Source organism: Nonomuraea sp. NEAU-A123 (assembly GCF_018603905.1).
In the GTDB taxonomy this organism is placed as follows: Bacteria; Actinomycetota; Actinomycetes; order Streptosporangiales; family Streptosporangiaceae; genus Nonomuraea.
The window spans coordinates 106,945-127,775 of record NZ_JAHFZZ010000001.1 but is presented as its reverse complement, the minus strand read 5'-3'; the positions used below and the strand labels follow the sequence as shown (position 1 = coordinate 127,775).

The following is a 20,831-nucleotide window of genomic DNA, read 5'->3' as shown; positions in this document are numbered from 1 at the left end:
CCACGTGATCACTGCCTGTCGGGGGCAGGAGGAGGCCCTAGGCGCGTTCGCGTAGGCGCGCGAGGAGGTCGGCGGCCTGCGGCATGAACGATGGGTCGGCCGTGGCGATCGCTGTCTCCATCAGGTCCATCGCCCGGGGGTGGTCACCGGCCTGCGCGGTCAGCTCGCCGAGCCGGAACGCGGCCTCGGCGACCAGTTCGGCCTCCTTGGTGCGGTCCAGCACCCGCTGGTAGAGCGTGCGGGCATGGTCATGGTGGTCGAGCCAGTAGTGCAGCTCGGCCAGATGCGCCGTAGCCCAGACCGCCTCCCTGGGCGTGCCATGTTCGATGATCTGGTGGTACCACGACTCGGCCTGGGGTGCGTCGCGCTGGTTTTTAGCGATATGGCCGAGCCGTTCCGTCGCGGCGGCCCAGGCCTTTCGCCGGTCCTCGGGCATGTCGATGGAGACGGGTCCACACTGCTGTAGGACGCGCTGAAGCAGCTCCCTGGCGGCATCGGTCTCGCCGAGCTTGGCCTTGACCTCGCCGAGACCGATGTAGGTCCAGCGCGCCGACCAGAGCTGGCCCTCCCCCCGCTTCTTCCTCTGTCCCGTCTGGATGGCCTCCTCGTACGCGGCCTTCGCCTCCGCCCAGTCGCCACGCAGACGGAGCATGTCACCGAGGTGCGTCGCGGTCTTCGCTCTCCGCTCCCGCGACTGGCCTTCGGTGACGCAGCGGCGGTGCGCCTCGCGGGCCGCCGCGACCGCGCCGTCGTGGTCGCCCAGCTTCGCCCTCATCGCGGCCAGGTTGAACGCGGCGGTCGTGGCGTTCCATCCGTCGGAGAGCTCGAGCGCGCGCTCGTACGCCTCGGCGGCCTCGGCGGGACGGCCCTGCTTCCGATGGATGTCACCGATGCAGTGGGCGACCTTCTCGGTCATCTCGGTTTCGGCGGCCAGAGAGTACGCGTGGAGCGCTTCCTCAAGGCGGTCAGCGAAGAAGAGTTCGTCCGCGAGCTCGGTGATGAGCCGGTCGTCGCGGTCGTGAAGGTGCGTCGTCCCACCTCCGGCCGCGAGTCCGTTCGCGGCCCAGTCCGCGTACGGGCGGACTCCGGTGGCGGCGGCCTGCGCCCAGACATCCCGGGCCTCGTCGTAGGCGCCCTTCTGGAAACGCAACCTCCCCCGAAGCCACAGTGCGTTCGCGGCCGACTCGGGATCGCCGTCCAGTCCGGCCAGCAACTCCAGGAGGGGGTGTTCGAGCGGGCGTGTGCTCTTCATCAGCACGCGACTCCCCAAACGCGTAGCCAGGCGGCAAGCGCGCGGATAGTCCTCGCCGCCCCCGGCCTTGAGCCGTTCGAGCACGGGCGCGAGAGCATGCGAGTTGCCGGTGACCGAGTAGAGCCCGACCTCGGCGAGCGGGGGCGCGCTCGTGTCGAGCGGCTGCGCGGCCTCGAACGCCTGGCGGATCTCCTCCAGGTCGGCGTCCTGGTCGGCGAGCCGTTCGGCCTGGCGGAGCTCAGGTGTCGGGCCGACGGCCTCGTCCGGCAGGTCGATGTGCGGGCGGTCCTCCGGCGCCTCCGGCCAAACCGGATGCCACGACGACGTCCAGGTCACGCCCGGCCTCAGGTGGTCGAACCAGCGCGGGTCGGTGACCCGGACGAGATAGTCCGCCCGAACGAGGCCGTCCTCACCGGGCCAACCGCCGCCGTAGGGGTCCGGATGGTCGTGCAGACGTTGGAGGTCCGCGCCGGTCGGGGGCTGTCCGGCAACCGGGGTGAGCTGCCGGACGTCCTCGATGAACGCGGCGGGCCCGTCGTCGAGCCAGATCTCGTCGTAGAGCTGTTCCATGGTGACCCGAGTCGCGAGCGGGCCGTCCACCTCCATGGCGAAGTCCCAGAGGTGCCGGAGGAACTCGCAGTGCTCCCCGTTCAGCGTGACCTGTTCGTACGGGTCGGAGCCGTAGTGGACGACAAAGATCCTCAGCCGGGCGGTCAGCCGATCGGGGGACATCGCAAGCACACGCGCGCCGAACAGAGGAGTGATGGACATCGGGAGCCTCCGGGTCGGGGACCAACATGATCACATGCGGCCCCGACAGTAGTCCGGTACGACCTGCCCTGATCCGGCTTCTCCGACTGGTAGAACGCGTACCCGCGCCGAACTGCGGCATGCCACTATCGAGCCCGACCAGACAGGAGCTTCGCCCAGAGCTTCTCGACCTCGCCGACCGGCCTCGGAGGGCTCTCCCTGGAGGTTGGCGCCTGCTCGACCCGGTCCGTTCGTCGCACCCAGGCGAGCCCGCCCGCAGCGCAAAACTCGTAGATGCGGGCCTTGCACTCGCACGTATGCCGCAGAACCCGAATCCGATCGAAGCGCGGCACCGGCTCACACCAATCGATCCGTTCGATAGCAGCGTGACGGTGCTCAATGTGCGGGCCGTGGAAGTCGGGCAGCTCGGTCATAGTGCTATGTCTCCTCGCAGGTCAGGTGCCAAAAGAGGCCGTTCGGTGTCCGAAGCGCCTGCAGCGAACCGCTCTAGTAGCAGAGTAAGCCGGTGTACTACCCACGTCTAGCCTCTGGGGTAGCTATGGCCTGTTTGCGCTAGTCGCATAGCTTGTTGGAGTGATTGACAGAGAGGGGCCGGTTCCGCCGTACCAGCAGATTGCGGCAGCCGTCCGGAAGCGCATCCAGTCAGGACAGATCCCGCCAGGCCGACGCATACCGAGCTTGGTGGAGTTGGAGGCCGAGTTCGGCGTCGCGCGCGACACACTTCGCAAGGCCGTACAGGTTCTCAAGGATGAAGGGCTCGTGGAAACCGTTCGCGGGATGGGCGTTTATGTGAAGTCGCCTGCTGGATCCGACGCCGAAAGGCCCTGACTACATCACAGAACCGTTGTTGTGAAGATAGATCCAGACGGGCTGCGAGCGCCCTGCCTCCAGCTTGCGGACGCGCTACCCACCCGCATCGAGGGAGATGAATTCCCACCCGCCTCGCCAGTCGCGGCTGAAGGGCTGGTGGGATCGTCACAGCCATTGGGCAAGCATCTGCGGACGATTTCGGCAAGAAAGTCGCAACTCCCAACCTGACAATATAACCAGGCCACGAACTGGAGTTGCCCCGGCCAGCGTTGTCAATGGTTAGGTAGCGTGTGATGCGGAGCGTCGGGAACGATGCCAAACATGTCGTTGGTGAGGGCCCATCGGCCATGACCTTGCCCCGTGCCATCGATGAACAGGAGATCGGGCGAGTAACCCTCGTAACGGAAGCCGTGGCGTTGGACCAGTTTGATGGACGCCTGGTTATCGGGCCGGATCTGCGCTTCCAGCCGATGCAACCGTAGCTCTTCGAATGCATGGCGCAGCACCAGGCCAAGACCTTCTGACATGTACCCGTGACCGGCATAGGGCGCGAAGGCGGCGTAGCCCAGCGAGCCGTTCTGGAAGCGTCCACGAATGATGCTGTTGATATTGACATTGCCTGCTATGACACCAGTGTCGCGCAGACAGACCAGCAATCCTTCGGCAGAACGTCCCTCATCGAATCGGCTGAGGAACGCCTGGAACGCCTCCGGGGTCGCGGGCAGGTTCAAGTTGACGCTGGCACGGACCCGTTCAAGAAACTCGTCTTGATCGTAACTGGTGATGCGGCGCAAGGCCACGCGAGGAGAGCGCCCCAGGTCAACGTGGGGCGCCCCTGCAGTTTGCTTGGTTTCTTCAATCTCGCTGTTCTCAATCACGGATGGAACGCTACCGCGCGACGGCGCTTCGGCCAGAGTCAGCACGATCCGCTGGTGGACTACCAGACCCCACCCCACGGGCACCTCTCTCCCCCAACCTGACAACTTGACCGGGCCACAAACCATCCCAACCGACCCGGCAGATGTATCAGGACCCAGGTGACAGGCACCCTCACTGGCATCACCCATCGCCCGTCACACGAGCAGAGGCGGCAGGAGGGAACGCGGTGAACGCCGGGCGAGCCGATAGATCGGCGCAGCCTCCCCGCGCAATCTTGCGCAAGTCCAGATTCTCCAACGGCACCGGTGGAGATTGTGTCGAAGTTGCATTGCTGGACGACAGCTCTGGCGAAGCCGAATACAGAGCTCACGTGGCAGGAATCAAGGCCGATCAGGGACCACCGATCGCACTACGCGATTCGAAAGAAGACAGTCCCAGGCTGTACTTCACCCGTAGCGAGTTCGCGGCTTTTCGACGTGGCCTTTTGGCTGGGGAGTTCGACGACCTCGTATAGAGTCTCGTCTGCGAAGGCGATCAGACGCCCTGCTGACCGACCGCGAGGCGTCTGGTCCGCTACGAATGGGCCTTCGCCTGCACCTCAGGGCTGAAGCGTTCTCATGTTGTGAGACCAAGTAGTTGGAACCCGTCAGCAGGGTGGGGTCGGTAGCAGCGGCGAGGTTGGTCCAGCCGATCAGTCGGGCCAGGCCGATGGCCGGGATTGCTCAACCACTCACGTAATGGAACCCGCTAGGATCCGTGCCTGGCGGTATTTCGTGCCCCTAGCACCTTTGGATGATTAAGCGAGAGTGATGGGATCATTGGCGGCGGATCTGGCCGACTTCAAGGTTGCGCACCTGTATCAGGAAAGGTGCATCGTCAGGGTTCGCGGCGTGGACGACCTGCGGGTGGAGGCTCTGGAGGCCGTGGCGGACAGCACCGCATCAGTGACCTACCGATCCCGCCACGGCGGCCTTGTTACGGCAACGGACGAGATTTTCCGGCTGCTCGACACCCTTCTTGAAACGCGACTGCCGGAGGCGTTCACGCCGCTGGAAGAGCGCGCGCATTGGGAAGACGACGACGAAGAAGCCGGACCCCTGCCGGCCGGGCCCGGACCTTACGGTTCGGGTGTGCGGGGCTTAGGGTCCACCGGCGAGCGGATAACCCTGGTCTCCAACGGGAACCTTGTCTTGCCCGACGCTGGGTTCGGGGACGAAGACGACGATGCCCCGCATCGTCGAGAACCTTGGCAGGAAGTGACCGGTGCCCCCGACCTCCTGCGGGCTTGGCTGATCGGTCGGATGCGCTGGACGATGAACGATGGCGACTACACCGAGTTCCCGCACACCGAGCAGGAGCGAATCCAGCTTGCCGAGACACAAGCCAGCCGAGCGGAGCTGGCTGACCAGCTCCTCACCGCGTTCCCGCCGGAACGAAGTCGCTATTTTGTCGGTGCGCATGCCGGTTGGGACCGTTGGTCTGAGGACTACCTGTCCCGCGACGAAGTAATCGCCTTCGCCTCCGAAGACCACGTGGCGGTTCTCTGGCTCGCCTTGTACCGCTATTACGGGTGAACCGCGTTAGCGCAGTAGGTCGTGCAGTTGACTGAGATTGGTTCGGCGCCAGCGGTTGAAGGGCTGTCACGCGTCAACGATCTGCGCTCGCTTTGGGGAAATCCCCTGCCCCGGCAAATTTACCGTCGCCCTTGCCCGGTTGTCTGATGGGCGGCGGTAAATGCCCAGGGTGGCAAGCTTGTCCGGCCACTGAGGGCTTCTTACGCCACCCGCTCCTGAGTGGGTCAGCGTGCCTTGGGGAAAGCGGCGCTCAATTCGGATCGGTTGACGATGAACGCGGCCGGTACGAGCGTGAGGGCACCTGCGACCTGCATCGCGATGAACCACGGCGGAAGGGCACCTGGAATGCTGTCAATGGCGATGATCGCGATCGGCACGATGACGGAGATGATGCGCACGCGTACGTAGGCCCATCCTGCTCCCCGCGAGGCGAGGACAGCCAGCCAGTAGGTCACCACGCCGCTCGCGAATATTCCACCTGTCCTCCCCCACATGAACGAAGTCACCTCGCGGCCCGTGACCGAGAGAATGACCACCACGATGAGGACTGCGACACTGACCGCGCCACAGGCCGCGACGAATGGAGACCGACCCCGACCAAGCCAAGGCGCTGATGCGGGAAGCACAAGCCGGCGCCACCACGTCACTGACCGAGCTCCGGGAACTGGTCAAGGGAATCAACCCGCCGGTGCTGAACGAGCGTGGGCTCATCGATGCCGTGCGCGCTCTCGCCCTGGACAGTCCGCTCGAAACGGCGGTCAGCGCCGACGTTCAGCTACGTCTGGACCCGCCGATCGAGTCCGCCCTGTACTTCGGAGTCGCCGAACTGCTGACGAACGCGGCCAAGCACGCCCATGCGACCCGGGCACGCATCTTCATCATCCGGGACGACACCGACATCGTCGTTGAGGTCGAAGACAACGGCCGGGGCGGGGCCGGCGTGCGAGCCGGCGGCGGGCTCGCGGGGCTGCACCGCCGCCTCGCGGTCTTCGACGGCACTCTGGAGATCACCAGCCCGGCAGGCGGTCCGACCCGCGCGAGGATGATGCTGCCATGCGCATCGTTGTAGCCGAAGACCTCTACCTCCTGCGCGACGGGATGATCTGCCTCCTCCAGGCCTACGGACACCAGGTGGTGGCGACCGCGACCACCGGACCCGAGACACTCGACGCGCTGCTGAGGTGGCGGCCAGACGTGTCCATCGTCGACGTCCGCATGCCGCCGACCCAATCGGACGAGGGCCTGCGGGCTGCTCTCGCTGCCCGCAGCGAGGTTCCCGGACTGCCGATCTTGATTCTTTCTCAGCACGTCGAACAGCTGTACGCCCGCGAACTCCTGGCCGACTGCTCCGGTGGCATCGGCTACTTCCTCAAGGACAGCATGTTCGACGCCGACCAGTTCATCGATGCGCTGGAACGCGTCGCCGATGGCGGGACCGCCATGGACCCGGCCGTCATCGCCAAACTGCTGTCCAGCGGATCCTCGAACCGGCGACTCGGACAGCTCACCGAACGCGAACACTCCGTGCTCAGCCTCATGGCCGAGGGATTGTCCAATCAGGCCATAGGCCAGCGGCTCTTCCTCAGTGAGAGCGCCATCAGCAAGTACACCACCTCCCTGTTCGGGAAACTCGGCATCATCGATGACGACAACAGCAACCGCCGTGTCCTCGCCGTCCTTGCCTACCTGAACAAGCCCTGACGGAGGGCTTCCCGCAACCGAACGTGTCACCAGCCGGCAAATAGCGCAGCACGGTCTTAGCTCGCACCTCCTGCAGAGCCTCAGCGGACTCGCTGAGCGCAGCCTCAAGATCCTCTACGATCTCCTGCGCGATCACCTCAGGTTGCCTCCCTGACCGAGCCCTAGACGACGTCGCCATGCGTGTGTCACCCGAATGATCCACATCACGCTCACACCGATAGGTGGTCGGCCATGTGGATGTAGACGGCTGCAGGTCTCGGGTGTCAGGGGTTCGCAGGTGGGTCGAGGAGTTCGATCTCGATGGCCAGGACGCCGAGTACTTCCTTCTCAGGGCCGTAAATGCGGCGGATGTTGGCGAGTTGCTGGTCGCGGGGGCTGTCGGGGTTGACGTTGGCGGGGCCTTCGGTATCGAGCATCTCCTCGAACGAGGCGTAGCGGGCGACGCGTTTGACGCGGGTGAGTGCGTCGTCGCGTCCGCAGACGAAGCGGATGTGGTCGCCGACCGTCAGGGTGCGGAGGTTGGGGTACTGGACGCGGACCTCGATTGTTTTGCGGCCGGTGGCGACCAGGTCGAAGTAGCGGCGGTAAAGGTTCATCTCGCGGGCTGGCATCGCGTTCGCCAGCACGTTGTTCGGGCTGATGATCTCCACGGAATCGGTACGCTCGTTCATCACGCCACCACCTTCCGGTCAGGCGGCCGGCACGAGGAACTGGACGAGGCGCGTCGGAGATCCACCGGGGTTACATAGCCGCTCATGTGAGCTCCGCGCGAATGGCTCGCTCTACCACGAGCTCGGCCCTCGAGTCGGCTTGCTGTGCAGCCCTCAGAAGTTGTCCCTTGGTCGCGGCACCACGATCGAGCAGCTCGGCGACCGCGGAATCGATCACATCCTGATCAACGCCGTCCGCAGCGGACTCCGCGATGGCGCGTACGGGTCTGGTCACCCGAAATCCTTCATGCTCTTCCACCTCGTCACTCGCCAGCTCCGCTCGATGGAGGACCACCGAGGAACTTCGCCGACGGAAATCGGGCGGGACCGTCAGATGGATCCGGGCAGGATTGGCGATGCCCAGATCGTGAACAGCGAGCGCGGTGGTGTGGGACACGACCGCTTGTCCCCGGCTCCACAGCGCCCAGCGTACGAAGTGATCATGCTCGCCTTGAGGGAGATCGACGAACTCCCGGAAGCGATAGACGCCGCGATCGATCCGCGTCCAGTGACCCTGGCGGACCTGAAAGTACTGTGACTGGTAGGAGTAATCGTCCTCAAGGGCCTGGTTCGCGGTGAAGTAGCCACGCTGGCGCGCTGCCCGTCGCCAGAGCCGCACACGAGGCGTGTCTTCACGTGACTCCACAACACCAGTCTAGGTCCTAAGAGAAATTTTTAGTTTCGCGCAGCTCCAAGACGCCAAACTAAAAATGGCTTGTAGTTACGAGCGATGGCATCACTCGCATACTCGCCAACCCAGGCCCCAGGCCCCGGTTACTCCCACTCGATGGTGCCCGGCGGCTTGCTCGTGATGTCCACCACGACCCGGTTCACGTCACGCACCTCGTTCGTGATCCGGGTCGAGATCCGTGACAGCACGTCATAAGGCACCCGCGCCCAGTCAGCCGTCATCGCGTCCTCAGACGTCACCGGCCGCAAAACCACCGGATGCCCATAAGTCCGCCCATCGCCCTGCACCCCCACCGACCGCACGTCGGCCAGCAGCACGACGGGACACTGCCAGATCTCCCGGTCGAGCCCAGCCCGAGACAGCTCCTCGCGCGCGATCGCGTCCGCCTCACGCAGCAGGTCGAGCCGCTCCCGCGTGACCTCGCCGACAATGCGGATCCCCAGCCCAGGACCGGGGAACGGCTGGCGCCACACCATCGCCGCCGGCAGGCCGAGCTCCTCGCCCGCCCGCCGCACCTCGTCCTTGAACAGCGTCCGCAACGGCTCCACGAGCTTGAACTGCAGGTCCTCGGGCAGGCCGCCGACGTTGTGGTGCGACTTGATGTTGGCGGTGCCCGTGCCGCCGCCGGACTCGACCACGTCGGGGTAGAGCGTGCCCTGGACCAGGAAGTCGACGGGGCCGTCGGCCATGATCGCGCGCTGCTCGTCCTCGAAGACCCGGATGAACTCGCGGCCGATGATCTTGCGCTTGTCCTCCGGGTCGCTGACGCCGTCGAGCGCCTTGAGGAAGCGGTCGGCGGCGTCGACGACGCGGAGCTTGACGCCCGTGGCGCGTACGAAGTCGCGTTCGACCTGCTCGGCCTCACCCTTGCGCAGCAGGCCGTGGTCGACGAACACGCAGGTCAGCCGGTCGCCGATGGCCCGCTGGACCATCGCGGCGGCCACCGCCGAGTCAACGCCGCCCGACAGCGCGCAGATCGCGCGGCCGTCGCCGACCTGCTGGCGGACCGCCTCGACGGCGTCTTCGACGATGTTGAGCATGGTCCAGGTGGGGCGGCAGCCCGCCGCGTCGAGGAAGTGCTTGAGCACCGCCTGACCGTGCTCGGAGTGGAGCACCTCGGGGTGGAACTGCACGCCGTAGAGCCCGCGCCCGGTGTCCTCGAAGGCGGCGACGGGGGTCTGACGGGTCGAGGCGGTCACCGTGAAGCCGTCGGGGGCGGCGGCCACGCTGTCGCCGTGGGACATCCACACCTTCTGCGCGGTGGGCAGCCCGGCGAAGATCACGCCCTCGCTGAGCACGTCGAGGTCGGTGCCGCCGTACTCGGCGACGCCCGTCTGGGCGACCTCGCCGCCCAGCGCCTGCGCCATGGCCTGGAAGCCGTAGCAGATGCCGAACGTCGGCACCCCCGTCGAGAACAGCCCGTGGGGCACGGCGGGCGCGCCCTCGGCGTAGACCGAGGAGGGCCCGCCGGACAGGATGATCGCCTTGGGCTTCTTGGCCAGCATCTCCTCGACCGGCATCGTCGAGGGGACGATCTCGGAGTAGACGTGGCACTCACGCACCCGTCTGGCGATCAGCTGCGCGTATTGCGCGCCGAAGTCGACGACGAGCACTGTGTCGAACTCAGACACCGAGAGGACCCCCCAAAGGCGAATGCGGTGCTCCAAGTGTATCGGGGGGTGAACCTAGAGGATGCTGCCGATCAGCCCCAACGGCGGCGAGCCCAGGTCGAACAGGGCCTTGTGGAAGCGCCCCAGCGTGAAGCCGGTGCCCCACTCCTTGCGTGCCTGCTCGCGCAGGTCGAGGATGAGCAGCTTGCCCCAGGTGTAGCGGCCGTAGGTGGGGTCGAACGTGGCCCGCCTGGCCTCCGACAGCGCGGCCGGTCCGGCCAGGTGCGTGTCGGACTCGAAACGCCGGGCGCCGTCCTCGACCGTCATCTGCCCGGTGTGCACGCCGATGGCGCAGGCCAGCCGGGTGACGCGGATCAGCGCCTCCACCCAGATGCCGATCTCGAAGCGCGGGTTCTGGGCCTCGAACCCCTCCTCGACGCACAGCTCCTCGGCATAGTGCGCCCAGCCCTCGGCGAACGCCATCGAGTGCAGCAGCCGCCGGACGTCCGAACCGGCCCGGCGCAGGGCGCGGCCGTGCGAGAAGTGCCCGGGGGCGACCTCGTGCACGTTGATCGCGGGCAGCGTGGTGTCGCTGAAGACCTCCAGCCACTCCTCGATGTCCTGCGCGGGCCAGGAGGGCTCGGGCGGGGTGATGTGGTACCAGGAGGGGCCTTCCGGCTCGCCGGGAGAGTTCCACGACATCATCGCCATCCCCCAGCGGCGCGACGGGGGCGCCAGGCCGACCAGGCATTCGCCGTCGTGGTAGGGCACCAGGTCCTTCTCGCGGGTGAACGCGATGGCCTTCTCGGCGCCGATCCTGGCCGCCTCGATGACGCCGTCGGCGTCGGGGTGCTGCTTGACCAGGTCGCGTACGACGTCGAGCGGCGGCTCGCCCCGCCGCCCCAGCTTGGCGCAGGACTCGGTGAGCAGGGCCATGAGCCGGTCGCGCTCGGCGTCGGCGCGCTCGGCCAGCCTGCCGAGGTCGACGGGGAGCCCTTCGGTGGCGCCCATCAGCCGGGCCAGCGCCTCGCCGCCGAGCGCCGCGTCGGGATCGCCGACCGCCGCCGCCCGCTCGACGTGCGCGACCAGCAGGCCGTGCGCGTCGAGCGCGGCCCCGTCCGTGACACCGGCGGCCAGGCCCTGGACGGCCGCGACCAGCGATCTCGCGACGGGCGCGCTGACCCGGTCGAGCGCGGCGATCGCGTGCGTCACCGCCTCCGGCCAGAGCGCCAGGTGCGCGGCCTTGGCGGCCTCGCGCTCGGCCTCCGGCGCGTAGTCGCGGTCGTAGCAGGCCAGGTCGAGGTTCGACAGGTGCGGCAGCGGGTTGCTCCGATGCAGCTCCAGCTCGCCGAACTGGGCACGCAGGCCGTCCTCGAAGATCCGGAGATGCGCCGAGTCGTACGGGTCGGCCGGTGCGGCGCCTTCGCCAAGCCGCGCCAGCCCGGCCCGTACGCCTTCTGGCGACAGGTCCTGGATCCTGCCGTCGTACTCGTGCCTGCCGCCCGACTCGCGGGCGTCGGCCACGTTCAGGTCCGTGATGGCACGGAGCCTGGGGTCGAGTTCCGTCATGCCGCCGACGCTAGCGCACACCCTTGATCTTGAGGAGTCCCGCGAGAGCTGGCTCATCAGACAGTGTGCTGCGGCGTTCTGGCCTCGATCGCGTCCAGAAGGCGCCGTCCGCCATGAGGCGCGTTCAAGGACGCGGTACACCGTCGCCCGACCGTTGGAGAACACCTCCAACAGGTCGGCGACGGTGGCGTGCATGCGTACCAGTTCGGGCGAGCGGGCGATGACCGTGCCTTCGCGGGTGCGCATCTTCAGCGGGTCGGCTTCGAGCTCGGCAGGCGCCAACCGCTGTTCCGTTCTTCTAGAGAGTCGCGTCTTCTAGAGGCTTCTAGAGGGTCGCGGTGAAATGGTCTACTGCGGCGTCGACAGCGGTGGTGACGTGGGGTTCCTGGTCGTAGAAGTCGAGCTGGGTGCCGGAGGTCCACACCAACGCCTTGGGGCCCGCCAGAGCGTCGTGGAAACGGCGGGCGCCGTCAGGGATGGCCGCCTCCTCGCTGTGGACGAGCAGCGTCGGGGTGTGGATCTTGGGGGCGACGGCGATGGGGTCGAAGGTGAGCCAGCCGGGCCAGGCCATGACGGCGAACCGGTTGCCCCACTGCGGGATCGCGCCCCGCTCCGGGTTGAGGTAGTAGTCGAACGGGCCGTACATGGCGGCGTCGGGGTCGGTGGCGCTGACGGCGGGTACGTAGGTCACCTCGCCGGTCTGGCGCCAGTGCCGCTCGGCATCCTGCCCGGTCTTCATCAGCTGGGCCACGCCCTCGGGCCCGCCGTAGAGCGCCTCGACGAGGGTGGCGTCGTGCAACCAGGGGGCGACCAGCGCCAGAGAGCGGACGCGATCGTCGCCGGCGGCGTTGACCGCGGCGTAGCCGGCGCCGGCGCACAGGGCCAGGGCGCCGATCCGGTCGGGGTCGGCCTGGGGGTGCCCGGTCAGGAAGGTGACCGCCTGGTGGATGTCGGCCGCCTTCTGGACGGGGGATTCGAGGTCGCGAGGCGAACCCGTGCTGTCGCCGTAGCCTCGGAAGTCGAAGGCCAGCGCCAGGTAGCCGCGTTCGGCCAGGCGGCGGGCGTACAGGGCGGGCATCTGCTGGCGGACGGTGGTCCAGGACCCCGTCACCACGACGGCCGGCAGCCGGGTTCCCTCGGGTGCGCTGGACGGCAGGTGAACCTCGCCTCGCAGCGTCTCTCCCTCGCTCGTGAAAGTCACTGATTCAGTACGGACAGTCATTGCGTCGCTCCATGGAAGTCGCACAGTGGATGGTCACCGGATGGCAGGCGCGGCCCGCCAGCCAGGGCCGGGAACCTCGCGGTGAAGGTGAAGGCGACAGTAATGAAGGTTGTGAATTTTGTAAATATGTCCCTTCACACCGCTAGGATGGGCTCATGGCAGACGGGGACATCGGCAACCGCATCCGTGAGCTGCGCCGCAAGCGGCGGCTCTCCCAGGCGGACCTGGTCAAGCCCGGCCTGCTGTCGGCCAGCTACCTGTCGCTGATCGAGTCCGGGCAGCGTCGCCCCTCCTCAGAGGTGCTGCGCCATCTGGCCGAGCTGCTCGACACCACACCCGAGCACCTGCTCACCGGCCGGCATCCGGCGTCATGGCAGGAAACCGAACGGCGCCTGGCCTTCGCCGAGCTCGCCCTGCACAACTCCTCGCCCCAGGACGCGCTGAGCGAGTTCGAAGCCGTCCTCGACGAGGGACCTCCACCGCTGCACCCGCGTGCCAGGCTCGGCCGGGCCCGAGCCCTGGAGCTGCTCGGCCGTACCGAGGAGGCGCTGAACGCCTATGAGGCGCTGTGGAAGGCCGCCGAATCCGGCACCGGTGAGTGGGCCGAACGGGCCACCGACGTGCTGCGCTGCAGCCGAGACGCCGGCGACTTCAGCTACGCCTGCGACCTCGGCGAACGCGCGATGGCCGCGTTCGAGGAGCTGGGCCTGCCCTGGAGCGACGAGGTCGTACGACTCGGGGTGTCGCTCGCGGGCGTCTACATCGTCCGAGACGATCTGACCCGGGCCTCCCGTCTGCTCCAGCGTCTGATCGAGGTCTCCGACGACATGGGCAGTCCCTTGGCCAGGGGCTCGGCATACTGGAACGCCGCGATCGTCGCGCACCACCGGGCACGCGACGCCGACGCCAAGGCGCTGGCCGACCGCGCCCTGGCCCTGTTCGGCGAGACCGACCACCACCGCAACCTCGCCGTCCTGCGGCACACCTACGGATCACTGCTGCTGGAGACCAAGGACGCCGAGCCTGTCAAGGCCCGCGAGATCCTGCTCGACGCGCACGACCGGCTCACCTCGGTCGGCGGCCCCGTCGAACTCCGCGAGTGCGAGGTGAGCCTGTCACGCGCGGCCACCCAACTCGGCGAACCCGAGGAGGCCCTGCGATGGGCACAGGCCGCCCGCTCGCGCATCGCCTCCGGCACCTCACGCGCGGGCGAGGCCCAGGCATTGATCACGCTGGGGCTAGCCCAGATCACCGCGGACCACCGGGACGACGGGATCGCCACCCTGGCCCAGGGCGAACACGCGCTGGAACAGGCGACCCCCGGTCGCGCCGCGGTGGACCTGTGGAACCGATTGGCCGTCCACTACGAACAACGCGGCGACGCCGCGGCGGCCCTGCGCGCCTACCGGCAGGCCATGAAGGCGGCCGGCTACCGCCTGCCCGCAACCGAACGGACCACAGCCGGCCTCTTTCCGCCGAAGTAGCGACCCCGTCGACGCGCTGACGGCGTTCCACTAGCTTTGCCGAATGGGAGGCCGGTCATAGTGCATAACGCCGAACTGGATTCGATCGACCTGGCGATCCTGGCCGAGTTGCAGAAGGACGCCCGGCTGCCGAACAAGGACCTGGCCGAGCGGCTCGGCGTCGCGCCCTCCACGGCGCTGGAACGTGTGCGGTCGCTGCGCCGTCGCGGGGTGATCACCGGGTTCCGTGCCTCGGTGGACACGGCCCGGCTCGGCCGCCCGCTCCAGGCGCTGCTCGCCCTGCGCGTACGGCCGCACACCAGCCGGATCGTGGACCCGTTGCGCACGTTCGTGCTGGGGCTGCCGGAGACGATCACGCTGTTCCACGTCGCGGGCACCGAGGACTTCCTGGTGCACGTGGCCGTGGCCGACGCCGACCACCTGCACCGGCTGGCGCTGGAGAAGTTCCTGATCCGTACGGAGATCGTGCACCTGCACACGACCTTGATCTTCAAGACCGAGCACCAGCCCATCCAGCGACCGTCGGAAATGTGATGAGAGCTGATCGCGGGAAATGTGACAATAACCCGCATGTCACTCCGGATCACCACGCTCGCCGAGCGTCCCGAGTTCGCGCCCGCGTTATGGGAGATGGACAACTCGTGGCGCGTCTTCATGCTCAACGACCCGATCGCCGACCTGTTCTACCCGGTCGCCGCGACGGACTACGCCGAATACGTGCTGGTGGCCGATGACGACGCCGAGCCCGGCCGGATGGTGGCCAGAGCCTGCATGATCCCCTTCGCGACCAGGGGCGCCGAGCTGCCCGACGACGGCTGGGACGGGGTGATCCGCCAGGGATGGCTGGCCGTCAAGCGGGACCGCCCCCTGGACGCCGTCTCCGCGCTGGAGATCACCGTCAGGAGCGACCTGCTGGGCTCGGGGCTGTCACCGCTGATGCTGGCCGCGATGCGGGATCAAGCCGCGCGGCTGGGGTTCCGCGAGCTGGTGGCGCCGGTCCGGCCGAACCAGAAGCACCTCGAACCGCACACGCCTATGACGGAGTACGCCTTCAGGTCCCGGGACGACGGCCTGCCGCACGACGCCTGGCTGCGCGTGCACGTGCGGGCGGGCGCGAAGATCGTCAAGGTCGCGCCGCGCTCGATGGTGATCCCGGGCACGCTCGCCGAGTGGCGCGAGTGGACCGGCCTGCCGTTCGACCGGCCCGGTCCCGTCGAGGTCCCCGGCGCGCTCAACCCCGTGCACTGCGACGTGGCCCACGACCACGCCGTCTACGTCGAGCCGAACGTCTGGGTCAGCCACCCACTCAGCTGACCCGAGCGCCCAAAACGCCCAAGAGCCAGCGCCCCCTAAGAGAGCGTCACCCCTTCACCCGGCTCCAGCAGGTGCACGCGCTCGCCGAGCCCGGCGAGGGCCTTGACCAGCGTGTCCCGGCCCTGCGTGAAGTGCCCCCAGTGCTCGAAGTGCAGCGGCACCACGTGACGGGCGCCCAGGATCTCGGCCGCCTCTGCCACGTCGTCGCTGGTCAGCGTCAGATACGCGTCACCCACCAGCGGCGTCCGCGCCCCTCCGGCGAACAGCACCGCCACGTCCACCGCCCCGACGCGCCCCGCGATGTCCCTGACCACGTCCAGCGAGGCGTTGTCCCCGCTCACGTACACGGTCGGCAGCCCCTCGCCGCTCAGTACGAACCCGGTCACCTCGCCCACCAGGTGCTCGCTCCCGTCGGGCCCGTGCTGCGCGGGCACGCCGGTCACCCGCAGCGCACCGCCGCCGGGCCGGACGAGATCGGTGTGCGTCCAGTTCGGCAGCGCCCGGACCGGCTCGCCGATCCGCTCGGCCGCCGACCCCGTCGACAGCACCACCGGCGCCGAGGCCAGGAAGGCGCGTCCGGCCTTGTCGAGATTGTCGGGATGCTGGTCGTGGGAGAGCAGCACGGCGTCCACGGTCCCGGTGGCGCCGGGCCCGAACGCCGGTCCGGCCGTCTTGACCAGCGCCCGGTTCCCGATCGGGTAGTCACCCGGCGGGTCGAACGTGGGGTCGGTCAGCAGCCGCACCCCACCGATCTCCAGAACCGCGGTCGGGCCGCCCACGTAACGAATCTCCATGGAGATCACGACACCCGCGCCGGACGCGGTATTCCGCTCACACGCGCAGGCCGTCGATGATCCGCCGCATGCACCGGTGACAGAGCGCGCGGAACCCGGCCTCGTCCATCGCGACGCGCCCGCTCAGGTACTGCTGGATGAGCCCCTGCATGCTCGACGTGACGGTCAGCGCCACCTCCAGCGGGTCGTCACGGCGCAGCAGCCCCGTGCGCATCCCCTCCTCGACGACCTCGACGATCACGGTGAACGGCGGCCCCTGTCCTTCGCGGAAGTCCTCGGGGAAACGCCGTGCCCGCGCCCAGGCGTCCGACATCAGGAACGTGTACAGGTGCGGCCGGCCGAGCGCGAAGTCGAGGAAGCCGTCGAGCAGGACGTCGATCCGCTCCTCCAGCGTGCCGGAGCGCGGGAGTCGCGCCCATTCCGCGGCCAGTTCGCGACCGCTGGTGGTGGCGACGGCCCGCAGCAGCGCCTCGCGGTTCGGGTAGTGGCGGTAGATGGCCATCGCGGTGACGCCGACGGCCTCGCCGACCCGGCGCATGCTCACCGCCTCGGCGCCCTGCTCGACGAGGATCCGCTGCGCGACATCCGCGATGCGGGCGGCCGTTCCCTGTTCCTTCACGTATACAGCGTATACCTACTTCAGGCGGAGCCTCTTCATCGTCTTGAGGGTGGTGACCAGGACATTCGCCCATTTGTCGTACGTCATCGCGAGGGGCGGCTCGAAGCCCAGCCACGTGGCCTGCGCGGCGACGGTCTGCGCCTCGGTGTAGCGGAGCAGGCCTTCGGCGCCGTGCCTGCGGCCCAGCCCGGACGCCTTCATGCCGCCCATGGGCGCGTCATAGGAGGCGTACGCCGAGCCGTACCCCTCGTTGATGTTGACCGTGCCCGCCTTGATCCTTGTGGCGAGCGCGCGGCCGCGCGCCAGGTCGGAGGTCCAGACGGAGGCGTTGAGCCCGTAGATGGTGTCGTTGGCCAGCGCGACCGCCTCGTCGTCCGAGGAGAACCGGTAGAGGCCGACCACCGGCCCGAACGTCTCGTTGCGGCAGAGCCGCATGTCCTCGGTGATCCCGGTGAGCACGGTCGGCTCGTAGAACAGCGGGCCGAGGTCCGGCCTGGCCTTGCCGCCGGTCAGCACGGTGGCGCCGTGGGCGACGGCGTCGTCCACGTGCGCGCTGACCGCGTCCAGTTGGCGCTGTGAGGTGAGCGAGCCCATCTGGACCGACCAGTCGTGGCCCGTGCCCAGCTTCAGTCCGGCCGTCTGCTCGGCGAAGCGCGCCGCGAAGGCGTCGAACACGGCGGTGTGCACGTACAGGCGCTCGATCGACAGGCAGAGCTGGCCCGCGTTGGTGAAGCAGGCGCGGATCGCGCCCTGGACGGCGAGGTCCAGGTCGGCGTCGTCGAGCACCATCATCGGGTTCTTGCCGCCGAGCTCCAGCGAGCAGCCGATGAGCCGCTTGGCGGCCTCCTCGGCGATCTTCCTGCCGCCCCGGGTCGAGCCGGTGAAGGCCACGTAGTCGGCGCCGTCGAGCAGCGCGTCGCCGACCTCGGCGGGCTCGCCGAGCACGACCTGCCAGACCTCGCGCGGCAGCCCCAGCTCGGCCAGCAGATCGATGGTCCACAGCGTCGACAGGGCGGTCTGGGTGTCGGGCTTGTGCACGATGGCGTTGCCCGCCAGCAGCGCGGGCACGGCGTCGGTGACGCCCAGGGAGAGCGGGTAGTTCCATGGCGTGATCAGCGCGACCACGCCCTTGGGCTGGCGCAGCTCCGTCACCTGGGTGGCCACGGGGAAGATGCCCGCGCGCCGGCGCGGAGCCAGGAGGCGGGGAGCGCGCCGGGCGAAGTAGAGGCTGCAGCCCGCCACGTCCAGCACCTCCTCGAAGGCGTGCTTGCGGGCCTTGCCGGTCTCGTTCTGGACGATGTCGAGGATCTCGTCCCTGCGGTCCAGGATCGCGTCGTGCAGGAGCAGGAACGGCCGCGCCCGCTCCGCGATCGGCCGCGCGGCCCACTCCGCCTGCGCCGACCTGGCCTTCTCATATGCCGCACGTACGTCATCCGCCCCGGAAACCGGTAGCTGAGCGAGTGGTTCGCCGGTGAACGGTGCGGTGATCTCGGTGGTCTTGCCGCTGGACGTCACGTGCATAGGAAGCAGGGTATTCCGGATCGCTACTGGCGGGTAGTTTTTGCCAATCCGTGGCATGGGGACAGAATCCCTTCATGCCAACCTTCGCGCCACTCAGACCGGGAGACCCCGAGAGGCTGGGAGGTCTGCCCCTCCTAGGCCGGCTGGGCGAAGGCGGCCAGGGTGTCGTCTACCTGGCCAGAGATCCAGCGGGCACGCACGTGGCCGTCAAGTGGCTGCGCCCCGATCTGTCCGGCGACGAGGTGAGCGTGGGCCGGTTCCTGCGCGAGGTCCAGGTCGCCCAGCAGGTCGCGCCGTTCTGTACCGCCGCGGTGCTCGGCACCGGCGTCGAGCACGACCGCCCGTACATCGTCAGCGAGTTCATCGAGGGCCCCTCCCTCCAGCGGGTCGTCCAGGAGGAGGGCCCGCGCACCGGCACGTCCCTGCATCGCCTGGCCATCGGCACGGCGACCGCGCTGGCCGCGATCCACCAGGCCGGGATCGTGCACCGCGACTTCAAACCGGCCAACGTGATCATCGGGGCCGACGGGGCACGGGTCATCGACTTCGGCATCGCCAGGGCGCTCAACGCCACCTCGACGATCAGCAGCATGCCGGTGGGCACGCCTTCGTACATGCCGCCCGAGCAGGTGATGGGCCACACCGTCGGGCCGGCCGCCGACCTGTTCTCGTGGGGGAGCACGATGGTGTTCGCCGCCTCGGGCCGGTCGCCGTTCGGCAGCGACACGATGCCCGCGGTGATCAACCGGGTGCTGAACCACCAGCCGGACCTGAGCGTGCTGCAGGGTCCGCTGCTCGACGTGGTGGCCGCGTGCCTGGCCAAGGACCCGGCGCAGCGGCCGACGGCCGAGCAGGTGATCATGCGCCTGCTGCAGCACCCCGTGCCCAACTCCGGCATGCTCGCCCAGGCCGCGGCGGCGGCCGCCCCGGCGGAGCCCTGGCGCCCGCAGCACGGCCGGCCCCCCGTGACCGGTCAAATGGGCCAGCCCACCATGGGGCCACCTTCCATGGGCGGCCATCACAGCCAGCCCTCAATGCCCGGCGGACCATCCTCGATCCCCGGTGGACCGCCTTCGGCGCCTGGTCACCACGGCCAGCCGCCCATGCCCGGCGGGCCGCCCTCGATGGCTGGTCACCACGGACCACCCTCCATGGGCGGACACCCGCCCACGACCGACCACCGCTCGACGCCCCCGAACTCCTACGACCCCCGCTACCCCCCGAAGAAGAGCCGAGCCCCCATCGTCATCGGCGTGACCGTGACCGTCGCGCTGCTCGTACTCGCCGGTGTCGGCGTGATCATCAGCCAGACCAAGCCCCCGGCCTCCGCCTCGCGCGCCAACCGCGTCTCGGCCACGGCATCCGCCAAGAGGCCCAGCAGCGCACCGACGGGCGTGCCACGGACGGGCACGAAGAGACAGTTGCCGGGCGGCACCATCTCGGTGTACGAGAACTCGGCCGACCCGAGCACGCTGACCTCGTACGAGATCTACAACAAGAAGGCCGACGACTGGATCGACTACGCCAGAAATTCCCTGCACGGCACGTTCACGAAGTACTCCCGCAACTGGGAGTCGCTGGTCTCGCCCGACGGCCTCTCCCTGGCCGGCCGCGGCCGTAACTACACCTCCGACAACTACGACTCAGTGATCATCAGCGACCGGCGGTCGGGCCACAAGACCTCGATCAAGACCGTGCGCAAGCCGCTGATCAGCAGCATCCGCGCCTGGTCGAAAGACGGCTCGAAGATCCTGCTCAACATCGAGAAGGAGACCGGCAAGGACTGGCTCTACCTCGGCTTCGTCATCGTGGACGTGGCCGCGGAGGACGCCAAGGTGGTCACCGTGGCCGACACCTCGGTCCGTAAGACCGCCTACGGCTGGGACGGCGACGAGGAGGGCGTGGTCAACATGTCCGTCGGGCAGGGGCTGCGCTTCTTCGACACCACGGGCAAGGCCACCCGTACCCTGGCGAACATCGGCACGCTGGCCTCGGGCACGCAGGACATCTTCTCCCCCTCCGGCAAAGTCTTCGTCACGAACTGCCCGAAGGGCGGCGACGGCGACCACTGCGTCTGGGACGCGCGGAGCGGCGATCGGATCCGCCGGTTCACCTCCGACTGCGACAAGGTCCTCGGCTGGTACGACGAGACCCACGTCTACTGCTGGGAACAGGACAACGCCACCAGGGACGAGATCCAGGTGGCGGACTTCAAGGGCAAACTGGTGCGCAAGTTGCTCGACATCCCCGAGAACCTTGACTTCAGTCCTGTCTTCACGGTCAATCCCGGTGGATGATCCTGAACCACCC

The 20,831-nt window shown here is 68.2% G+C and carries 20 protein-coding genes; 9 read left to right on the top strand and 11 right to left on the bottom strand.

Going from position 1 to position 20,831, the window contains the following annotated elements:
• Nucleotides 1-37: 37 nt before the first annotated feature.
• Nucleotides 38-2,023, bottom strand: coding sequence for a lipopolysaccharide assembly protein LapB (locus tag KLK06_RS00700; protein WP_214633280.1), 1,986 nt, complete (start codon nucleotides 2,021-2,023; stop codon nucleotides 38-40).
• A 573-nt stretch (nucleotides 2,024-2,596) separates the two neighbouring features.
• Here KLK06_RS00700 and KLK06_RS00695 point away from each other — a divergent pair.
• Complete coding sequence (locus KLK06_RS00695) at nucleotides 2,597-2,851, top strand: GntR family transcriptional regulator (RefSeq protein ID WP_214633279.1); 255 nt, start codon at nucleotides 2,597-2,599, stop codon at nucleotides 2,849-2,851.
• Nucleotides 2,852-3,105: 254 nt separating this feature from the next.
• Here the strand turns inward: KLK06_RS00695 and KLK06_RS00690 are convergent, their stop codons facing one another.
• Nucleotides 3,106-3,711: a GNAT family N-acetyltransferase gene (locus KLK06_RS00690; RefSeq protein WP_308168046.1), complete on the bottom strand. Its 606-nt coding sequence runs from the start codon at nucleotides 3,709-3,711 to the stop codon at nucleotides 3,106-3,108.
• Between the two features lie 143 nt (nucleotides 3,712-3,854).
• On the opposite strand from KLK06_RS00690, the gene KLK06_RS00685 reads away from it, so the two are divergent.
• Together KLK06_RS00685 and KLK06_RS00680 are read left to right on the top strand one after the other, a co-directional pair.
• A complete protein-coding gene (locus tag KLK06_RS00685) occupies nucleotides 3,855-4,226 on the top strand; it encodes a DUF397 domain-containing protein (protein ID WP_214633277.1) in 372 nt (123 codons plus the stop codon).
• A 295-nt stretch (nucleotides 4,227-4,521) separates the two neighbouring features.
• Entirely contained in the window at nucleotides 4,522-5,286 is a 765-nt protein-coding gene (locus tag KLK06_RS00680; protein WP_214633276.1) for a hypothetical protein, read from the top strand.
• Between the two features lie 224 nt (nucleotides 5,287-5,510).
• Here the strand turns inward: KLK06_RS00680 and KLK06_RS00675 are convergent, their stop codons facing one another.
• Complete coding sequence (locus KLK06_RS00675) at nucleotides 5,511-5,825, bottom strand: hypothetical protein (RefSeq protein WP_214633275.1); 315 nt, start codon at nucleotides 5,823-5,825, stop codon at nucleotides 5,511-5,513.
• A 41-nt stretch (nucleotides 5,826-5,866) separates the two neighbouring features.
• On the opposite strand from KLK06_RS00675, the gene KLK06_RS00670 reads away from it, so the two are divergent.
• Entirely contained in the window at nucleotides 5,867-6,355 is a 489-nt protein-coding gene (locus tag KLK06_RS00670) for a sensor histidine kinase (protein ID WP_214633274.1), read from the top strand.
• Nucleotides 6,340-6,987, top strand: a complete 648-nt coding sequence (locus KLK06_RS00665; protein WP_214633273.1) for a response regulator transcription factor — start codon at nucleotides 6,340-6,342, stop codon at nucleotides 6,985-6,987. Before KLK06_RS00670 ends, KLK06_RS00665 begins: the two co-directional genes overlap by 16 nt.
• A gap of 263 nt (nucleotides 6,988-7,250) precedes the next feature.
• On the opposite strand, the gene KLK06_RS00660 is transcribed toward KLK06_RS00665, so the two are convergent.
• The 5 genes from KLK06_RS00660 to KLK06_RS00640 form a co-directional block, all read right to left on the bottom strand.
• Nucleotides 7,251-7,658 carry an ASCH domain-containing protein gene (locus KLK06_RS00660; protein ID WP_250904718.1) on the bottom strand — a complete coding sequence of 136 codons (408 nt, stop codon included), beginning with the start codon at nucleotides 7,656-7,658 and terminating at the stop codon, nucleotides 7,251-7,253.
• An 82-nt stretch (nucleotides 7,659-7,740) separates the two neighbouring features.
• Nucleotides 7,741-8,343 carry a hypothetical protein gene (locus KLK06_RS00655; protein WP_214633272.1) on the bottom strand — a complete coding sequence of 201 codons (603 nt, stop codon included), beginning with the start codon at nucleotides 8,341-8,343 and terminating at the stop codon, nucleotides 7,741-7,743.
• Nucleotides 8,344-8,471: 128 nt separating this feature from the next.
• Nucleotides 8,472-10,019, bottom strand: coding sequence for a glutamine-hydrolyzing GMP synthase (gene guaA, locus KLK06_RS00650; RefSeq protein ID WP_214633271.1), 1,548 nt, complete (start codon nucleotides 10,017-10,019; stop codon nucleotides 8,472-8,474).
• 54 nt (nucleotides 10,020-10,073) lie between these two features.
• Nucleotides 10,074-11,567 carry a DUF885 family protein gene (locus tag KLK06_RS00645; RefSeq protein ID WP_214633892.1) on the bottom strand — a complete coding sequence of 498 codons (1,494 nt, stop codon included), beginning with the start codon at nucleotides 11,565-11,567 and terminating at the stop codon, nucleotides 10,074-10,076.
• Between the two features lie 325 nt (nucleotides 11,568-11,892).
• A complete protein-coding gene (locus KLK06_RS00640) occupies nucleotides 11,893-12,768 on the bottom strand; it encodes an alpha/beta hydrolase (RefSeq protein WP_214633270.1) in 876 nt (291 codons plus the stop codon).
• A gap of 176 nt (nucleotides 12,769-12,944) precedes the next feature.
• On the opposite strand from KLK06_RS00640, the gene KLK06_RS00635 reads away from it, so the two are divergent.
• Genes KLK06_RS00635 through KLK06_RS00625 form a run of 3 tightly spaced genes read left to right on the top strand, consistent with a single transcriptional unit; the run spans nucleotide 12,945 to nucleotide 15,587 of the window.
• On the top strand, nucleotides 12,945-14,273 hold the full coding sequence (locus KLK06_RS00635; RefSeq protein ID WP_214633269.1) for a helix-turn-helix transcriptional regulator: 1,329 nt from the start codon (nucleotides 12,945-12,947) through the stop codon (nucleotides 14,271-14,273).
• 60 nt (nucleotides 14,274-14,333) lie between these two features.
• Nucleotides 14,334-14,807: an Lrp/AsnC family transcriptional regulator gene (locus KLK06_RS00630; RefSeq protein WP_308168045.1), complete on the top strand. Its 474-nt coding sequence runs from the start codon at nucleotides 14,334-14,336 to the stop codon at nucleotides 14,805-14,807.
• Nucleotides 14,808-14,843: 36 nt separating this feature from the next.
• Nucleotides 14,844-15,587: an N-acetyltransferase gene (locus tag KLK06_RS00625; protein ID WP_214633268.1), complete on the top strand. Its 744-nt coding sequence runs from the start codon at nucleotides 14,844-14,846 to the stop codon at nucleotides 15,585-15,587.
• A 35-nt stretch (nucleotides 15,588-15,622) separates the two neighbouring features.
• Here KLK06_RS00625 and KLK06_RS00620 read toward each other — a convergent pair whose 3' ends face one another.
• Genes KLK06_RS00620 through KLK06_RS00610 form a run of 3 tightly spaced genes read right to left on the bottom strand, consistent with a single transcriptional unit; the run spans nucleotide 15,623 to nucleotide 18,521 of the window.
• Nucleotides 15,623-16,381, bottom strand: a complete 759-nt coding sequence (locus tag KLK06_RS00620; protein ID WP_214633267.1) for an MBL fold metallo-hydrolase — start codon at nucleotides 16,379-16,381, stop codon at nucleotides 15,623-15,625.
• 37 nt (nucleotides 16,382-16,418) lie between these two features.
• Nucleotides 16,419-17,000 carry a TetR/AcrR family transcriptional regulator gene (locus tag KLK06_RS62150; protein ID WP_214633266.1) on the bottom strand — a complete coding sequence of 194 codons (582 nt, stop codon included), beginning with the start codon at nucleotides 16,998-17,000 and terminating at the stop codon, nucleotides 16,419-16,421.
• A gap of 15 nt (nucleotides 17,001-17,015) precedes the next feature.
• Nucleotides 17,016-18,521 (bottom strand): succinic semialdehyde dehydrogenase, encoded by a 1,506-nt coding sequence (locus KLK06_RS00610; protein WP_214633265.1) that lies wholly within the window; start codon nucleotides 18,519-18,521, stop codon nucleotides 17,016-17,018.
• A 74-nt stretch (nucleotides 18,522-18,595) separates the two neighbouring features.
• Between KLK06_RS00610 and KLK06_RS00605 the strand changes: the two genes are divergently transcribed.
• A complete protein-coding gene (locus KLK06_RS00605) occupies nucleotides 18,596-20,818 on the top strand; it encodes a protein kinase (protein WP_214633264.1) in 2,223 nt (740 codons plus the stop codon).
• Nucleotides 20,819-20,831: the final 13 nt, after the last annotated feature.